The organism is Streptomyces rubellomurinus (genome assembly GCF_000961885.1).
GTDB lineage: Bacteria > Actinomycetota > Actinomycetes > Streptomycetales > Streptomycetaceae > Kitasatospora > Kitasatospora rubellomurina.
The window spans coordinates 1-16,468 of the sequence record NZ_JZKH01000130.1; the positions used below are offsets into that span (position 1 = coordinate 1).

General features: G+C 75.1%; 16 protein-coding genes. 9 read left to right on the plus strand and 7 right to left on the minus strand.

Features of this window, described 5'->3' with window-relative positions; genetic code table 11:
• A partial coding sequence (locus VM95_RS34795; protein ID WP_045704644.1) for an enoyl-CoA hydratase-related protein occupies positions 1–370 on the plus strand: 370 nt, incomplete at its 5' end.
• An 86-nt stretch (positions 371–456) separates the two neighbouring features.
• Here the strand turns inward: VM95_RS34795 and VM95_RS34800 are convergent.
• Complete coding sequence (locus tag VM95_RS34800) at positions 457–2,397, minus strand: NAD-binding protein (RefSeq protein WP_167352985.1); 1,941 nt, start codon at positions 2,395–2,397, stop codon at positions 457–459.
• Positions 2,398–2,652: 255 nt separating this feature from the next.
• On the opposite strand from VM95_RS34800, the gene VM95_RS34805 reads away from it, so the two are divergent.
• A complete protein-coding gene (locus VM95_RS34805; protein WP_045704648.1) occupies positions 2,653–3,252 on the plus strand; it encodes an HdeD family acid-resistance protein in 600 nt (199 codons plus the stop codon).
• Between the two features lie 129 nt (positions 3,253–3,381).
• On the opposite strand, the gene VM95_RS34810 is transcribed toward VM95_RS34805, so the two are convergent.
• Entirely contained in the window at positions 3,382–4,086 is a 705-nt protein-coding gene (locus tag VM95_RS34810) for a DUF6461 domain-containing protein (protein ID WP_045704650.1), read from the minus strand.
• Positions 4,087–4,174: 88 nt separating this feature from the next.
• Positions 4,175–5,662 (minus strand): CoA transferase, encoded by a 1,488-nt coding sequence (locus VM95_RS34815; protein ID WP_078861025.1) that lies wholly within the window; start codon positions 5,660–5,662, stop codon positions 4,175–4,177.
• Between the two features lie 287 nt (positions 5,663–5,949).
• On the opposite strand from VM95_RS34815, the gene VM95_RS34820 reads away from it, so the two are divergent.
• Together VM95_RS34820 and VM95_RS34825 are read left to right on the plus strand one after the other, a co-directional pair.
• The gene (locus tag VM95_RS34820) at positions 5,950–6,645 is read left to right on the plus strand and encodes an N-acyl homoserine lactonase family protein (RefSeq protein WP_045704653.1); all 696 of its coding nucleotides are present in this window, start codon (positions 5,950–5,952) and stop codon (positions 6,643–6,645) included.
• Positions 6,646–6,761: 116 nt separating this feature from the next.
• A complete protein-coding gene (locus tag VM95_RS34825; RefSeq protein ID WP_045704656.1) occupies positions 6,762–7,640 on the plus strand; it encodes a hypothetical protein in 879 nt (292 codons plus the stop codon).
• 342 nt (positions 7,641–7,982) lie between these two features.
• On the opposite strand, the gene VM95_RS39425 is transcribed toward VM95_RS34825, so the two are convergent.
• Positions 7,983–8,231, minus strand: coding sequence for a zf-HC2 domain-containing protein (locus VM95_RS39425; RefSeq protein ID WP_052706661.1), 249 nt, complete (start codon positions 8,229–8,231; stop codon positions 7,983–7,985).
• Positions 8,232–8,286: 55 nt separating this feature from the next.
• Here VM95_RS39425 and VM95_RS34835 point away from each other — a divergent pair, with 55 nt between their 5' ends.
• The 5 genes from VM95_RS34835 (at position 8,287) to VM95_RS34855 (ending at position 13,568) form a co-directional block, all read left to right on the plus strand.
• Positions 8,287–8,856, plus strand: coding sequence for a sigma-70 family RNA polymerase sigma factor (locus tag VM95_RS34835; protein WP_045704658.1), 570 nt, complete (start codon positions 8,287–8,289; stop codon positions 8,854–8,856).
• Between the two features lie 190 nt (positions 8,857–9,046).
• A complete protein-coding gene (locus tag VM95_RS34840) occupies positions 9,047–9,406 on the plus strand; it encodes a hypothetical protein (RefSeq protein ID WP_045704660.1) in 360 nt (119 codons plus the stop codon).
• 217 nt (positions 9,407–9,623) lie between these two features.
• Complete coding sequence (locus tag VM95_RS34845; RefSeq protein WP_244179070.1) at positions 9,624–10,931, plus strand: MFS transporter; 1,308 nt, start codon at positions 9,624–9,626, stop codon at positions 10,929–10,931.
• Between the two features lie 67 nt (positions 10,932–10,998).
• Entirely contained in the window at positions 10,999–12,393 is a 1,395-nt protein-coding gene (locus VM95_RS34850) for a cytochrome P450 family protein (protein WP_078861019.1), read from the plus strand.
• Between the two features lie 98 nt (positions 12,394–12,491).
• On the plus strand, positions 12,492–13,568 hold the full coding sequence (locus tag VM95_RS34855) for an L-tyrosine/L-tryptophan isonitrile synthase family protein (RefSeq protein ID WP_078861021.1): 1,077 nt from the start codon (positions 12,492–12,494) through the stop codon (positions 13,566–13,568).
• A gap of 40 nt (positions 13,569–13,608) precedes the next feature.
• On the opposite strand, the gene VM95_RS34860 is transcribed toward VM95_RS34855, so the two are convergent.
• From VM95_RS34860 to VM95_RS34870, 3 genes are all read right to left on the minus strand, one after another.
• Positions 13,609–14,394 carry an ABC transporter ATP-binding protein gene (locus tag VM95_RS34860; protein ID WP_045704662.1) on the minus strand — a complete coding sequence of 262 codons (786 nt, stop codon included), beginning with the start codon at positions 14,392–14,394 and terminating at the stop codon, positions 13,609–13,611.
• On the minus strand, positions 14,391–15,482 hold the full coding sequence (locus VM95_RS34865; protein ID WP_045704664.1) for a FecCD family ABC transporter permease: 1,092 nt from the start codon (positions 15,480–15,482) through the stop codon (positions 14,391–14,393). The genes VM95_RS34860 and VM95_RS34865 overlap by 4 nt, the downstream gene beginning before the upstream one ends.
• A 3-nt stretch (positions 15,483–15,485) precedes the next feature.
• Positions 15,486–16,468: ABC transporter substrate-binding protein (locus VM95_RS34870; protein ID WP_045704666.1), on the minus strand; the 983-nt coding region annotated here is incomplete at its 5' end.

Consider the following 16,468-nt stretch of genomic DNA (forward strand, 5'->3'; position numbering starts at 1 on the left):
CGTGATCCCGGGCATCGGCGGCTCGCAGCGGCTGACCCGGGCGATCGGCAAGGCCAAGTCGATGGAACTGTGCCTGACCGGCCGGATGATGGGCGCCGAGGAGGCCGAGCGGGCCGGACTGGTCTCCCGCATCGTCCCCGCCGACCAGCTGCTCGACGAGGCGCTGTCCACCGCCGAGACCATCGCCGCCATGTCCACCCCGGCGGCGATCATGATGAAGGAGGCGGTCAACCGCGCCTTCGAGACGACGCTGTCCGAGGGCGTGCGCTTCGAGCGCCGGCTCTTCCACGCCGCCTTCGCCACGGCGGACCAGAAGGAAGGCATGACGGCCTTCGCCGAGAAGCGCCCGCCGAAGTTCGAGAACCGCTGACGGACGACGGTCGGCGCATGACGGCGAACAGATAACAGCTGACAGATTTCAGATTTCATCATCTGAAATCTGTCAGCTGTTCGTCGTCAGCTGTCCGCCGTCTCCTCCTCGACCAGCGTCGTGTTGAGGCGGGCGAGCCCGCTGCGGGTGGCGGCGACGACGATCCGGTCGCCCGGGGCGAGGCGCCGGGTGCGGTCGGGGAAGTTCCAGTCCAGCCGGGGGCTGCGGGCGAACCCGACCGCGATGACCCGGACGCCGCCCGGGTCCTCCAGGTCGTGCCGGTTCAGGTCGATCAGGGGGCTGCCGTCCTCCACCGTCAGTTCGGCGATGAGCAGCACGTGCCGGAACACCGACAACGTTCCGCGCACCTCACGCCCCATCAGGGCGGCGGCGAAGGCCGGCGCGGCCAGATAGGAGACCGAGCGGGAGGCCGCATTGTCCAGCGTGGCGTAGAAGTGCCTGGCGAAGTCGTCGTCGAACAGCCGCACCACCACCCGGACGTCGGGGTTCCCGTGCCGGGCCTCCAGGGCCGCCTCCACGTTGGTGGCGTCGTCGCCGCTGACCGCGACCAGCGCCCGGCTGTACCGGAGCCGGGCCCGGCGCAGTTGCTGCTCCAGCGGCCCGTCGCCCATGACGACCGGGATCCCGAGCGCCCGGACGGCGCCGATGCCGCGCGCCTGCGGGTCGCGTTCCATGCAGACCACCGGCACGCCGAGCTGGTGCAGTTGGACGGCGACGCGGGTGCCGACGTTGCCGAGGCCGACGACGATCACGTGGTCCCGGGTTCCGGCTCCGGGGTTGCGGGGCTGCCCGCGGCGTCCGGAGCCGAGCACCTCGACCGCGATGGCGGTGGCGACCGGGGCGAAGGTGATGCCGCAGACGGTGATGACCACCTGGGCGACCCGCTGCCAGATCCCGCCGGTGCCGGTGCCGTTGGCGATGTCGGCGAGCTGGTCGGGCTGGGCGGCGCCGGCCAGGTCGAGCAGCGAGATGTAGACCGTCCAGCCGAAGTCCCGGTTGAGGTACCAGAGCACGCCGAACGCCATGAGCACTGCGGCCAGGGCGGTGAGCAGCACCAGCCGCATCCGGGCGCTGGTGAAGAAGCGCATGGTGTCGAGCAGTCGCCAGCGCAGCCGCCGCGCCCAGCTGATCGGTTCGCGGGGTTCCATGGGCAGCGCCTGGAGGGCGGCGATCCCGCCCGGGTCGGCCGGGCCGCTCTCGTCCGCCGGGTCGTACTCGTTCGCCGGGCCGTGCTCAGCCGCCGGATCGTGCTCGTTCGCCGGGTCGTGCCGGCCCGGTGGGTCCTGGGGCGCGTCGGCCTGTTCCGGGATCGTCCCGGACCGCTCCGGTGGGCGCCGCACGCCACCGGGTCGCACCGGGCCGTCGTCGCCGAACTCGCGGGCGAGCTTGACGAATTCGGCGAACTCCTGCTGCTCCGGCAAGAGGCGGATCCGGCTGAGGTCCTGGCGGTCGACGTGGTCGGCGACCACGCAGATCCGGTCGGGGGTGATGGCGTCGTCGAAGGCGACGTGCAGGAAGCGCCCGCCGACCTCGACGGAGTTGGGCCGTCCGAGCGCGGCGGCGGCGAAGGCCGGGGCGGCGGTGGCGGAGCCGGAGAGTGCGGCGCCGTTCTTGAGCAGCCGCTCGATGTGGTCGCCGAGGCGCTGGTTGAACATGCGGAACACGATCCGGATGTCCGGGTTGTGGCCCTGCGCGCTGAGTGCGGCGTGGATGTTGTCCTGGTCACTGCCCTCGACCAGGGCGAGGCCGCGGGCGGTGCCGATGGACACGGCGCGCAGGGCCTCGTCGGTGATGGTGGCGTACTCGACGACGGCGGAGACGCCGGGTAGTTGCTCGATCTGGGGCGCGTGGTCCCGGGTGCGGTCGGCGACGAGGACGACGACCGGGACTTCGTAGTGTTCGACGAGTTCCAGTACCAGTCGGTGGGCGAGCGCGTTGCCGCCGCACACGATGTAGTGCTGGCTGATCGGTTCGACCGGCGGGGTCCCCCACCCTGCAGGAGTCATACCACCGGATGGTATCGACCACGGGTGGATGGAACATGGCATTCCGGCAACCGGGCGCCCATCCACTGTGGCACGTGGGGCACCGGGCGTCTCCGAACCGGTGGCCCCCGAACGGCGGTGTCGGGCGCGCGGACCGGCGGCGGCGCGGTGAGGCTGGGGACCGTCCCCTGTCCGTTCCCTGTCCGTTCCCTGTTCGTCCGCCGTCCTCGCCCGCCGCGCGGGCCGGCCGGCCGCCAGTCCGAGGAGTGCGCCACCGTGGTTTCTCCGATCGTCACCCCCGAGGGTTCCCCGGTCCAGGGTCCGCTCGGACTGCTCGCCAAGGCGGCGTGGCAGATCCTGCTGGCCGCCGGGATCGCCTCGCTCGCCCTCGGGATCGTCGTCTTCGCCTGGCCGCGCGAGACCCTGCTGGTGGTGGGCGTGCTGTTCGGCCTCTACCTGCTGGTGATCGGCGTCGTGCAGCTGGCCGCCGCGTTCGGCACCCACGTCACCACCGCGCTGCGGGTGATGGCGTTCATCAGCGGCGCGATCTGCGTGCTGCTGGGCCTGCTGTGCTTCCGCAGTGCCGTGCAGTCGTTGCTGCTGCTGGGGTTGTGGATCGGGATCGGCTGGTTGTTCAGGGGGATCACGCAGCTCGCGGCGGCGGCGTCCGATCCGCTGATGCCGGCCCGGGGCTGGCAGGCGTTCGCAGGCGTGGCCAACACGCTGGCCGGGGTGCTGCTGATGGTGTGGCCGGTCGGTTCGATCGCCGCGTTGACGGTGTTGGCGGGCTGCTGGCTGGTGATCCTCGGGGTGATCGAGGTCGCGACGGCGATCCAGGTGCGGGGGCGGGCCAAGCGGATCCCGTCCGGGATGTGACACGGCGAGGGCCCCGAGGTCGGGCGCGGCCCGGCCGGGCGCACTGCGGCCGGGCGCAGCGGGGTCGGACCGTCAGCGGGCCCGGGCGGGGCGTCAGCTCTGGGCCAGGCCTCAGCCCCGGGCGGGGCGTCAGCTCTGGGCGGACGGGCTGACGGGCCTCGGCGCGTAGCCGAGCAGGAAGGTCGCGGCCTCCAGCCGTTCCGGGCTGAGCCGGACGTCGGTCAGCCGCTCGGCGAGGGCGAACGCGGCCTCGGTGCAGAGCTCGTGGTCCTCGGTGTCGAGGTGGAAGCCGCAGTGGGTCATCAGCTCGGGGATGCCGGGGGCGTCGGCGTCCGAGCCGTGGCGGTCGTCGGGGAACAGCGGCTCGAAGTGCAGTCGGCAGGAGCCGTGCTCCCACCAGTCGAAGGTGTCGGCTGCGTTGACGTTCCGGTAGTGCGAGACCAGCCGGGTGCCCTCGGCGAGCCGCGGTATGACCTCCCACAGGGTGCCGAGGTAACCGTACGGCTCCACGGCGATCGCCCAGCCGTCGAGTTCGGTGACGGCGACGAAGATCCGGTCCTCGGTCGGGTCGGACTGCGCCGCGGCCTCCCCGGGCCCCTCGCCGTCCTCGTCCTCGTCCTCGTCCTCGTAGTCGTCCTCGTCCTCCCCCTCCTCGTACGCGTCCCAGGCGGCGAGGACCGCGTCCAGGCCGACGACGCTGCCGGCGGGCAGCGCGTCGTAGCGGCGCAGCAGTTCCTCGGCGTCCAGCCCCTGGACCTGGGCGAGGCAGTAGGCCTCGCCCAGGATGGGGTAGCGCTGGGCGGTCCACGTGTAGTCGGCGGCGTGTGCGGTCATGGCGGTGATGCTGCCAGACGCCACTGACAGACCGTCCGCGCGGGGGCCGGTCAGAGCCGGACGAGCCCGTCAGAGCCAAACCGGCCGGTCAGAGCCAAACCGGCCGGTCCGTGCCCCAACGGCCGGGCGGGCGGGTCCAGTCGGTGGGCGCGCCGTCGTAGCCGATCGGGGGGAGGGCGTGGCGCAGTTTCCCGTACGCGGAGTCGGTGACGGTGAGGTACGGCGCCGGGTCGTACGGCTCGGTGCCCTGCTCGGAGGATTCGGCGGGCGGTTCGGGGGCGATGCCGTGCAGCAGCCAGGAGGCGGTGCCGGCGAAGGAGTAGCGCAGGTGGCGGCCGCCGGGGCGGCCGGTGCGCTGGTCGGTGAGGGCGCGCAGGATTCCGGCGGCGGCGAGGTAGCCGGTGCCGTGGTCGAGGGCCTGGGCGGGCAGGGCGCCGGGGCGGCCGTCCGGTCCGGCCTCGTGGGCGGCGATGCCGACGCCGGCCTGGACGAGGCTGTCGAAGCCGCGTCGCCCGGCCCAGGGGCCGGTCCAGCCCCAGGCGCAGATCTGGGCGAGGACGAGGTCGGGGCGGCGGGCGAACAGCGCCTCGGGGGCCAGTCCGTAGGCGTCGAGGGTGCCGGGGCGGTAGGCGTTGACGACGACGTCGGCGGTGGCGAGCAGGTCGTCGAAGGCGGCGCGGTCGGCCGGGTCGGCGAGGTCGAGGCGGGTGGAGCGCTTGCCGAAGCCGGTGTCGGTGTGGGCGTCCTCGGCCTCGGGCAGGCGGGGCGAGTCGATCCGCAGGACGTCGGCGCCGAGCAGGGCGAGGGTGCGGGTGGCGACCGGTCCGGCGATGACCCGGGTGAGGTCGAGGACGCGGATGCCCGCGGCGGGCCGGTCCACCGGGGCCGGTCCGAGCGGCCGGGCGGCCGCGGTGCCGGGTACGGGCAGGCTCTCCGCCAGGGGGTGCGTGGCGTCGCTCACGGGCGCGACCGCGACGGCGAGCGCCCCGGCGGCGTACGCGCGCTCCTGGACGTCCTCGGCCCGCAGTCCGCTCAGCGTCTCGGCGAGCTGTTCCGGGCCGGCGTCCGCGGGCAGGCCGAGGACGGCGAGGAGGCGGTCGCGGTGGTGCGGGTAGTTGGCGTGGGTGCGGACCCAGCCGTCCGAGGTGCGCCAGAAGCCGGAGAGCGGGGCGAAGCCGACCGGGGTGCGGCCGTCTACGGTCAGGTGGCGTTCGCTGACGAAGGAGGTGCCGACCGCGCCCTGGTCGACCCGGACGGCGGGGACGGGCCCGCCGGTGCGGTGGGCGGCGAGTTCGGCGGCGGCGAGCGAGCAGGCGGCGACGGTGGCCCGGGCGAGGCGGCGTACGGGCAGGCCGGAGGGCAGGACGTCGTCCGGGCCGTGGAAGCCGACGCGGTCCAGCAGCTCCGGCGCGCCGCCGAGGGCCGCCCAGGCGTCGGCGGTGGGGCGGTCGACGCGGGCGGTGGTGGGACCGGTGGCGGTGGCGGTGCCGGAGCCGGTGTCGGCGGCTGGGGCTGGGGCGTCGGTGGGCGGCTGGTCGGTGGGGCGGCCCCCTGCGGGCGACGGTTGCTCAGTCATGTCCGGCATTGTGCTCCCGGGTTCGGCCGCTCGCAGTGACGCCCGCCACCTGCGCGGCTCGGCGCCTGACGGGGGACCAGCTGAAGCCCTGCCGGGGACTTCCGGCGGGCGGGTAGGGTGCGGATGAGGGCCCCGGCCGGGCCCTCGGCCGCGGGGAGCGGGCGCCACCCGGGCTTGCGCGGCCGTACGGGCCGTACACGCCGTGCGGGCCGTACGGGTTTCACGGGCCGTACGGGCTGCGCGGGCCGTACGGGTTTCACGGACAGTTTGAACAGGGGGGACCGACCATGTACCCGATCCGCCGACTCGACCTGGGCTTCTTCGTCCGGCCGGCCTCCGAAACGGGCGGGACGGAGCCGCGGGTGGAGCCCGTCCTGGCGTACCTGGTGCAGCGGCCGGAGGGCCTGCTGCTGTTCGACACCGGGATCGGTGCGGGCGAGCCGGAGACCGAGGCGCACTACCGTCCGGTCCGCCGGCCGCTGCCGGAGGCGCTGGCGGCGGTCGGGGTGTCGGTGGCCGACATCGACCTGGTGGTCAACTGCCACCTGCACTTCGACCACTGCGGCGGCAACCCGCTGCTGGCCGGGGTGCCGGTGGTGGTGCAGGCCACCGAGCTGGCCGCGGCGCGGGCCGGCGGCCACACCATCGACGCGCTGGTCGACTTCCCCGCCGCCGACTACCGGGTACTCGACGGGGAGGCCGAGGTGTGGCCGGGGGTGTGGGTGCTGCCGACTCCCGGTCACACGGAAGGGCACCAGTCGCTGCTGGTGGAGCGCCCCGGCGGGCGCTCGGCCCTGCTGGCCGGGCAGGCGTACGACTCCGCGTCCGAGTACGGCCGGGCGGCGCTGGCCCGGCGGGCGGCGCTCGACGGTGTGGCGCCGCCGCTGCCGAGCTACCCGGCTTGGCTGGACCGGGTCGAGCGGTTCGCGCCGCACCGGGTGCTGTTCGCGCACGACCTGGCGCTGTGGGAGCGTCTCGGGTAGCGGCGGGGGGCGCGGACAGGAGCGGACGGGCCGGGCACGGGCCGGGCATGGTCTCACGAGGGGGAACCGGTCTTCACCGCAGGGTGCGGTCCGGACCGGGCGGGGCGGATGCGACGATGAGTGCCATCGTGATGACCGACCGAGTTCGCCTGCTGCGCGCCGTGGTCTTCGCCGCGCTGTGCGTGGCGCTGGCCGCCGCGGCGCACGTCGCCATGTCCGGCGCCGGCGTCTCGCCGGCCGTGCTGGCCGGCGCGTTCGGGGCCGTCCTCGGACTGACCTGGCTGCTCGCCGGGCGGCGGCGCGGGCTCGCAGTGATCGGCGTCTGGATGGTGGCGGCGCAGGGCGCGCTGCACCTGCTCTTCGAACAGGCCGGGGCGGCCGCCCGTGGGGGCGGCGCCGGCCTGGGCCGCCTCGCCACCACGGACTGGGCCGCGCTGCTGCTCTGCAACCCGGACCGGGCACCGGGCGGCCTCTCCGCCGCCGAACTGGCACGGATGGCCGGCCTCGACCCGGGCGGCCCGCCGCCGGCGGGCCGTCTGCACGTCATGGCCGGGATGCACCACGGGGCGGCGGCGCACGCCGCCTCGGGGGGCGGCGGCATGGCGCACGACGCGGCGGCGGGCAGGGTGTCCGGCGCTGCTGACGGGATGACGGACGGCGTGTCCCAGGGCATGGCGCACGGCATGGCGCACGGCATGTCGCCGGGGATGCTCGCCGCACACGTGCTGGCCGCGCTGGCCTGTGCGTTGCTGCTCTGGCGCGGCGAGGCCGCGCTGGTGCGGCTGTTCGACCTGCTGGGCGCGCTCGGCGGGGTGGTCGCCGGGGCGCTGCTGCGGCCGCTGCTCCCGCTGCTGGCACTGGTCGGGCGGCCTCTCGGCTACCGGCGGCCGGCCGCGCCCCGGCCCGTCGACCGCGCCGCCCGGCCGCCCCGGTCGGTGCTGCTCACGCATGCCGTCGTGCGGCGCGGGCCGCCGGCTCTCGCGTTCGCCTGCTGACGCGCCCGCCGCGCTCCTTCCGCCCTCCGCCGTCGTACCGGTTCCGGCTGTTCACGCTGTCGCCGGTCACCGGCCGCCGGGGGCCTCACCCGTGGCGGGCAGGTCGCCCCTGCCGGTCGGTCGCACCCTGTGCCGCCGCCGTGCCGGGGCCCGGGCCTCGCCGCTGACGCCGCCCTCCGGGAGGTGCGACGCGGTGCGCGCGACGCCCACGGACGCCGACGGTGCCGCCACGCGCGGCGCCGTCCCCAGCCCTTCCCCCGGGACCTTCCCATGCCTCACCACGACGGCGCGCCGACTCCGGCCCGCGCCCGCTCCGCCTTCGCCGTTCCGGCTTCGGCCGCTTCAGCGCGGCCCGTCCGCCGACCCGGTTCCCGCTTCGCCCAGCCCGGCCAGCAGCCGGGCCGACCACTCCTGCGAGGGGCCGTCCGCGGCGGTCCGCCCGGTGCGGGTGCGCAGCCGCTCGGCGTGGTCCAGCCACGTGCGGCAGCCGGTGCAGCGCGCGAGGTGCTTGTCCAGACGGATGCCCGGCAGGCCGGTCGGTTCGCCGTCGAGCCGGGCGGACAGAGCGGTACGGAACTGCGCGCATCTCATCTGACCATCGTCTCGCACGGTCGCCGTGCCGGGACCGGCCGGGTGGGGGGCTGCCGTGGATGACGACCAGCTCACCGCGCTCGCGCTGACCGCCCGGGCCGGCCGGGCCGCCGACGTCGAGGCCTTCATCCGCGCCACCCAGCGGGACGTCTGGCGGTTCGTGGCCCATCTCACGGACGTGCAGTCCGCCGACGACCTCGCCCAGGAGACCTTCCTGCGCGCGCTGCGCGGCCTGCCCGCGTTCGCCGGACGCTCCTCGGCCCGCACCTGGCTGCTCTCGATCGCCCGGCGGACGGTGATCGACCGCTACCGGATGGCCGCCGCCCGGCCACGCTGCGCCGCGCTGCCGGACTGGCAGGAGGCGGCGGAGCGTCAGGGGGCGGGGGCCGCGCCGGCCGCCGGGTTCGAGGACGGCATCGCGCTCGGCGACCTGTTGGACCGGGTGCCCGCGCAGCGGCGGGAGGCCTTCGTCCTGACCCAGGTGCTCGGCCTCAGCTACGTGGAGGCGGCGGAGGTCGCCGGGTGCCCGGTCGGCACCGTCCGCTCCCGTGTCGCCCGCGCCCGGGAGGAGCTGATCGCCCGGCTGCGGGCGGCCGAGCACGGGGAGCTCGCGACGGCCTGCTGAGCGGACGGGCGGCGGGGGCTCCCGGCCGGCTGCGGACGACTGACGGCCGACTGATGTCAGCGAACAGATAACAGATAACAGCTTTCAGATTTCAGCTTTCATCATCTGTTATCTGTTCGCTGAAAGTTGTTCGCGCGCGACCGTCGTCCGTCCGGGGGCGTCTTGCCCGCGTGCGCGGGGGCCGCGCGCCATGGCCATTCGGCCGCCGCCGCCGGCGGACGGGCCCCGGGACGGCGACGCCATCTCCGCGTCGCCACTGGAGGCCGCGCCGCGAGCCATCGCGCTACTGCGCGCCGCGAGGGCGGAGTTGGACGAGGTGCTCCGGGAGTACCGCGACGGGCTCACCGAGGTCTACCAACTGCAGACGATGACCGGCTGGCGGGGCACGGGCCACCGTCCCACGGAGGGCGTCAACTCCTTCCTCGGCCCGATCAGGGGCGAGGAGCGGAGGTCGAAGCGCATGACGGAGCTGCTGTTCAGCGGCGGCACCCTCCCCCTGAAGCCGGACGGCGGGATCGACTTCGGGGCGATCGAGCGCGGCGAGTTCTGAGCCCCCTCCCGCGCACCCGCGAAGAAATCCTTCAGGTGTTCGGAACCAGGGGCGCCCCTCCCCCGACTGCTGTACCGGACCCCGCCGACGAGGCGGTGTCCGGCAGAACAGCGGCAGTCGATCGGAGGGCACCATGGCGGCTCACCAGAACCCCTCCCCAACGAATTTGACGGATCGTCGGATTCCGCAACCGACGCAGGACCGGTGGAGCCTGGTCGTGGCCGCCGGGTTGCTCTCGTTCGTCGCGATGCTCGACATGAACGTGGTCAACCTGGCGCTCACCGACATCTCGGTCGGCCTGCACGTCTCCCCCGGTGTCGCCCAGTGGGCCGCGCTCGGGTACCAACTCCCTCTGGTGGCCCTGCTGTTGCCCGCCGGCCGATGGCTGGACCAGGTCGGCACGCGACCGGCGCTGCTGCTGGCCGTGGGCGGCTTCGCCGGCTGCAGCGTGCTGGCGGCACTCGCGCCGTGGGCGGCCTGGCTGATCGCCGCCCGGCTGGCCCAAGGGGCCTTCGCCGCCGTGCTGTTCGTGCTGATGCCGGTGCTCGCCGCCACCTCCGTACGGCCGGAGCTGCGCGGGCGGGCGATGAGCGTGCCCGCCACGCTGGGGCCGCTCGGGGCCGTCACCGGGCCGGTGGTCGGCGGGCTGCTGCTGGACCACTTCGGCTGGCGGGCGGTCTTCCTGGTCAAACTGCCGGTCTGCCTGGCCGCCGCCCTGATCGTGCACCGATGCGCCCCTCGGCGCGGCGGGCTGCGGCCGCCCGAGCGCGAGGCGCTCGGCGACGCGGCGCTGATCGGTGCCGCCGTCGCCTCCGTCCTGCTCGGCCTCACCCTGTCCGCGCGGGCGCCGCAGTGGCTGCTGCTCGCGCCGGCCGCCGTCCCACTCGTGCTGCTGTGGCTGCGCCGGCCCGGCGGGCGGCCGGTCGCGGAGCTGCTGCGCACCGCCCGTACCGCCGGGGCGAACGCCTCGGTGCTGGCGCTCGCCGCGGGCTTCGCGGCCTGCCACTACCTGCTCGCCCAGAATCTTCGCGGCCCGCGCGGCGAGAGCGCGACCGCCACCGCGCTGACCATGCTGGCCTTCCCGCTCGGCATGGTGCTGGCCGGCCGGTTCGGCGGGCGGCTCGCCGACCGCTGGGGCGCCCGCCCCACCGCACTGCTCGGCGCCGCCGTCACCGCGCTCGGCCTGGCCCTGCTCGTCCCGCTGGACCCCGGCTGGTCCGGCGGCGAGATCGCCTGGCGGCTCGCCCTGGCCGGCGCCGGGATGGGCCTCAACGGCGGCCCCACCCAGGCCCTGGTGATGTCCGCCGCCCCGCCGGGCCGGCTCGCCACCGCCGGATCCGCCGTCCAGCTCTGCCGCAGCCTGGGCTTCGCGCTCGGCCCCGCGCTCGGCACCGCCGCCGCCCTGGCCGGCGACCGCGCCGGCACCGGCAGCGGCACCGGTGCGCACACGGGCCTGGCCCTGGCCGCCCTGCTGGCGGCGTCCGCCGTGGCGCTGCTCGCCCGGCGCCGCCCGTCCGCCCGCTGACCTCACGCATCGACCCCGCGGCCCGATCTCACCGTCCCGCCGCCAACTCCCCGAAGGAACACCGAAGATGACCGACACCGCCCACCAGGGCGCCGAGGCCGCGCGCTGCCCGTACGCCGGAGGCGACGGCGGCCCGCTGCCCGATCCGGTGCCGCTGTACGGGCCCGCGTACAAGCGCGACCCGTACCCGCTCTACCGGCGGATGCGCGAGGCCGGGCCGGTGCACCGGGTGGAGTTCCCGAGCGGCATCCACGCCTGGCTGGTCACCGGCTACCAGGCCGCCCACGCCGCCCTCAACGACCCGCGCCTGGGCAAGAACCACGCGCTCGGGAACGCCAACTGGCGCCGACTGGCGTCGATCATGCCCGAGCCGCAGCACTCGGCGCTGCAGGTCCACCTGCTGCACCAGGACCCGCCGAAGCACACCTCGATGCGCCGGCTCGTGCTGGACGCCTTCGCCCCGCGCCGGGTGGAGTCGCTGCGCCCGCGCTTCCAGCAGCTCGCCGACGCCCTCGTCGACGAGCTGCCCGAGACCGGCGGCGCCGACCTGGTGGCCGGATTCGCCGCCCACTACCCCTTCCGGGTGCTCGCCGAAGTCATCGGCCTGCCCGCCGAATTGGCCGCACGTTTCGACCGCGACTGGGGCAAGGTCGTCCAGCCGGTGGGCCCGCAGGACCCGGGCCGGCCCGCGTACGAGGCACGGCTGCGCGGCCTGCAGACGTACATCGCGGACGTGGTCGACCGCAAGCGCGCCGACCGCGCGGCGCCCGGCTGGACGGCGACCGAGGACCTGCTCGGCCGGCTCGTCGAGGCCCACGACGCGGGCGAGTTGAGCCGCGCCGAACTCGACTCGATGGTGTTCCAGCTGCTGGTCGCCGGGCAGGAGCCGGTCACCAACCAGATCACCACCATGGTGGTCACCCTGCTGCGCCACCCCGACCAACTCGCCCGGCTGCGAGACTCCTTGCTCGGCTCCTCACCCGACACCCCGCGCGACTCCCCGCGCGACTCCTCGCCCGACCGGCCGGGCCACGACCCGGGCACGCTCGCCCGCGCCGTGGAGGAACTGCTGCGCCACGACGCCGCGTTCGAACTCACCACCTGGCGGTTCCTCGCGGAGGACGACGACCTGTTCGGCACCACCGTCCCGGCCGGAGACTCGGTGATCGTCTCGCTCTGCGCCGCCAACCGCGACGAGGCGCGCTTCCCGGACGCCGACCGGCTCGACCTCGACCGCACGCCCAACGCCCACCTGGCCTTCGGCCACGGCATCCACTACTGCCCCGGCGCCGCCCTGGCCAGGGCCGAACTCCAGGTCGCCCTCGCCACCCTGCTCACCCGGCTGCCCGGGCTGCGCCCCTCGCCGGAGCCCGGCGAGGGACTGGACGAGCTGGGCTGGATCCCCGCCGTCCTGGCGCGCGGGGTCGACCGGCTGCCGGTCGCCTACGACCGCCGCGCCTGACCACGCCGCCCCGCGCACCCCCGCGCACCGCCGCGCACCGCCGCGCACCGCCGCGCACCGCCCCGACTTCCCCGCCCCTCGTCACGGAGGACCCCGCCATGCCATCCGCCGGCACCCTCACCGCACCCGCCCGTCCCGCCTCCATACCCGAGCGCGACCGCCGCGACGGCCAGGATGCCCCCGGCGCCGCCCGCCTCGCCGCCCGCGTCCTCGCCCTGCTGCTGCCCCACCGGCGCGCCGCCGACCCGGAGTTCGACGCCCGCCCGGAGCACTTCCCGCTCCAGCTCGCCCAGGTGGCCGACTTCATCGCGGCGGGCGAGCCGATCCGGTTCACCCTGCCGGGCTTCCCCTGCAAGTCCCCCAACCCGGCGAAGGTGCTGGGCCACCTGCCCGACGAGGGCGAGCGCCTGTCGCTGACCTTCCTCGACGGCCTCTGCGCCGAGATCGGCCGCCTGTACGCGCCCGGCGCCCGCATCCTGATCTGCTCGGACGGGCACATCTTCGGGGACCTCGTCCACGTCCCCGACCGCCACATCGACGAGTACTCCGACGCGCTGACGCGCATGATCGCCTCCGAGGGCCTGACCCGCCTGGACACCTTCGACCTGCGGGCCGTCCTCGGCGACCTGCCGCACGACGAGAAGCGCGCCCTGGTGCACGCCCGGTACGCCCCGGGCCTGGAAGAGTTGCGCGAGCAGGTGCTGGCGGACGAGGAGACCCGGCGGCTGTACCTCGGCATCACCCGGTTCCTCACCGAGGACTCGACCGGCTTCCCCGGTACCCGCTCGGCGCTGCAGCGGGACTGCCGCCGCCGCGCCTACGGGGTGATCCAACGCAGCCGGGCCTGGGGAGAGTTGATCGCCGAGCGACACCCCCGCTCGGTCCGGCTGTCGATCCACCCGCAGCCGGCCGGCGCGCCCAAGTTCGGCATCCGACTGCTCGCCGCGCCCGATGCCTGGACCACCCCCTGGCACTCCGCGGTGCTCCACCGTACGGACGGGAGCTGGGAGTTGCTGCGCAGCGAGGAGGCGGCCCGGCTCGGCCGCCCGGTGCTGCGGGACGGCCGGCCGAGCCATTACGAGAGCCACGACGAGAGCAGCGACGAGAGCAGCGACCAGGGCCAGGACCAGGGCCATGACGAGAGCCGCGACCAGGGCCACGACGGGGGCAGCTGAGCGCTCGACGTACGACGCACGCCGGCCGGGCAGGAGGCCGCTACGCGCCCTGCCCGGCCGGTGTGCGGTGGTCGAAGGCGATCAGCGGATCGCCGGTGAGCGGGTGTTCGACCACCGCCGCCCGGACGCCGAAGACCTCGGCCAGCAGCTCGGCGGTCAGCACCTCGCGCGGCGCCCCGGAGGCCACCAGGGCGCCGTCGTGCAGGACGTGCAGCCGGTCGCAGACCGAGGCGGCGGCGTTGAGGTCGTGCAGCGCGACCAGGGTGGTGCGCCGCTGTTCCCGCAGCAGGGCCAGGAGTTCGACCTGGTGCCGGACGTCGAGGTGGTTGGTCGGCTCGTCCAGGACCAGGACGTCGGGCTGCTGGGCGAGGGCGCGGGCGAGCAGCACCCGCTGCCGTTCGCCGCCGGAGAGTTGGGCGAAGCGGCGGTCGGCGGCGGCCGCCATGCCGACCCGGGCCAGCGCCTCGGCGGTGATCCGGTGGTCCTCGGCGTCGTCGGCGGCGAACGCCCCCTTGTAGGGGGTGCGGCCCATCGCGACGACCTCGCGCACGCTCAACTCGAAGTCACCGCCGCGCTCCTGGGGAAGGGCGGCGATGTGCCGGGCGGACTGCGCGGGCCGCAGCGCGGCCACGTCCCGCCCGGCGAGCAGCACCCGCCCGGCGCTCGGCCGCAGGTGCCGGTAGACGGTGCGCAGCAGGCTGGACTTGCCGCTGCCGTTGGGGCCGACGAGTCCGGCAATCTCGCCGTCCTCGGCGACGAGGTGGACTCCGGCCACCACCCGCCGGCCGGCCAGGGTGACGCTCAGGTCCTCGACGGCGATCCTCACTTGGGCTCCAGTCGTCGGTCCAGCAGGTAGAGCAGGGTGGGGGCGCCGAGGACCGCGGTGACCACGCCGATGGGCAGTTCCTGGCCGTCCAAGGCGGTGCGGGCGGCGGTGTCGACGACGACGAGCAGGACGGCGCCGGTGAGGGCGGACAGGGGCAGCAGGCGGCGGTGGTCGCCGCCGACGAGGAGTCGGCACACGTGCGGCACCATGAGTCCGACGAAGCCGATGGCGCCGGAGACGGCGACCAGGACGCCGGTGAGCAGGCTGGTGACGACGAAGACCTCGCGGCGCAGCCGGGTGACGTCGATGCCGAGTCCGGCGGCGGTCTCGTCGCCCATGAGGAGGGCGTTGAGGCCGCGGGCGCGGGCCTGGAGGAGGGCGAGTGCGAGTGCCACGGCTGCTGCGGGGAGGGCGAGTTGGGCCCAGACGGCGCCGCCGAGGCTGCCCATGAGCCAGAACAGCACGCCGCGGGTCTGCTGTTCGTCGCGGGTCTGCAGGACGAGGTAGCTGGTGAGGCCGCCGAGGAACTGGGCGATGCCGATGCCGGCGAGGACGAGGCGCAGGGGGGCGAAGCCGCCGCCGCGGCGGGCGATCAGCCAGACCAGGGCGAAGGCGGCGAGGGCGCCGGTGAAGGCGGCGAGGGAGACGGTGAGGCCGAGGGCGCTGCCGAAGGTGAGGTCGAGGCCGAGGGTGGTGCCGAGGACGACGGCGGCGACGGCGCCGAGGGAGGCGCCGGAGGAGATGCCGAGCAGGTAGGGGTCGGCGAGGGGGTTGCGGACGATGGCCTGGACGGCGGTGCCGACCAGGCCGAGTCCGGCGCCGACGACGGCGGCCAGCAGGGCGCGGGGCAAGCGCAGTTGCCAGACGATGAGGTCGCGGGTGCCGGGTTCGGGGGTGCGTCCGGTGAGGCGGCGGGCGATCACGGCCCAGACTTCGCCGGGTGGGATGTCGACGGAGCCGAGGGAGACGGCGGCGGTGAGGGCGAGGAGCAGGGCGGCGGTGAGGGCGGCGGCCAGCGGCCCGGCCCGCAGGGTGCGGGCCGGGCGCCGGGTGCTGCTCGTGGCGGGGGCGGGGGTGGCCGAAGTCACGTCCTACTGGCCACTCTTGGCGGTGTCGGGCTTGACGAGGTCGGGGTGGACGGTGGCGGCGATCTGCCGGACGGCGTCGGCGTTGCGCACGCCCGCGATGGTGGTGGCTTCGGAGCCGAGGCGGATGAAGTGCCCCTGCTGGACGGCCTTCAGGCCCTGGGTGGCGGGGAAGCTGCGCAGGAAGGCCTCGGCGTCGTCGTAGGCCTTGCGGGTGGCGTCCTCGCTGCCGCGGTTGCGGACGGCGAGCTGGATCCAGTCGGGGTTCTTGGCGACGACGTCCTCCCAGCTGCCGGGCTTGAAGTCGGCGTCGCAGTCGGCGAAGACGTTGCGTGCGCCGGCCAGGGTGATGACGGCGTTGGCGACCTGTCGGCCGCAGACGGCAGTCGGCTGCTTGGTGCCGGCGTCGAAGTCGAAGAGGAAGTAGCTGGGGCGCTGTTCGGCGGGGACGGCGGCGAGTGCGGTGCGGACTTCGCCGATCCGCTGTTCCATGCCGGTGACGAGTTCCTCGGCGCGGGCGGCGGTGCCGGTGACGGCGCCGACGCGGCGCAGGTCGTCCTCGACGGCGGCGAGGTCGGTGCGCGGCGCCTTGGCGGCCTTGGGGGTGCCGGCGCAGGCGGTGGAGAGGAGTTGGACGTGCTGGATGCCGGCCGCCGCGTACTCCTCCTCGCTGGGGGCGGTGGCGGCGCCGCCCATCATCGGCATCGCGCCGAAGGTGTCGAGGTAGAGGTCGGCGCCGGAACCGAGGAGCTTCTCCTTGGGGATGGTCTTGTCGCCGAGGACGGGCACCTTGGCGCCCTGGTCGGCGAGTTCGGCGGGCAGGGTGCCCTTGCCGGGCGGGAAGCCGGTGCCGATGACGCGGTCGCCGGCGCCGAGTCGCAGCAGCATCTCAAGGCTGGCCGCGTTGCTGGTGACGATCTTCGTCGGTGCCTTGGTGACGGTGGTCTCCTTGCCCGCGCAATCGGCGACCTTGACGGGGAAGCCGCTCG

Bases quoted from the DNA above. Each gene is read 5' to 3' on its own strand.
- VM95_RS34825 (WP_045704656.1), top strand. From the start codon at position 6,762: ATGAGTGCCATCGTGATGACCGACCGAGTTCGCCTGCTGCGCGCCGTG.
- VM95_RS39425 (WP_052706661.1), bottom strand. From the start codon at position 8,231: ATGAGATGCGCGCAGTTCCGTACCGCTCTGTCCGCCCGGCTCGACGGC.
- VM95_RS34855 (WP_078861021.1), top strand. From the start codon at position 12,492: ATGCCATCCGCCGGCACCCTCACCGCACCCGCCCGTCCCGCCTCCATA.
- VM95_RS34840 (WP_045704660.1), top strand. From the start codon at position 9,047: ATGGCCATTCGGCCGCCGCCGCCGGCGGACGGGCCCCGGGACGGCGAC.
- VM95_RS34820 (WP_045704653.1), top strand. From the start codon at position 5,950: ATGTACCCGATCCGCCGACTCGACCTGGGCTTCTTCGTCCGGCCGGCC.
- VM95_RS34850 (WP_078861019.1), top strand. From the start codon at position 10,999: ATGACCGACACCGCCCACCAGGGCGCCGAGGCCGCGCGCTGCCCGTAC.
- VM95_RS34815 (WP_078861025.1), bottom strand. From the start codon at position 5,662: ATGACTGAGCAACCGTCGCCCGCAGGGGGCCGCCCCACCGACCAGCCG.
- VM95_RS34810 (WP_045704650.1), bottom strand. From the start codon at position 4,086: ATGACCGCACACGCCGCCGACTACACGTGGACCGCCCAGCGCTACCCC.
- VM95_RS34800 (WP_167352985.1), bottom strand. From the start codon at position 2,397: ATGACTCCTGCAGGGTGGGGGACCCCGCCGGTCGAACCGATCAGCCAG.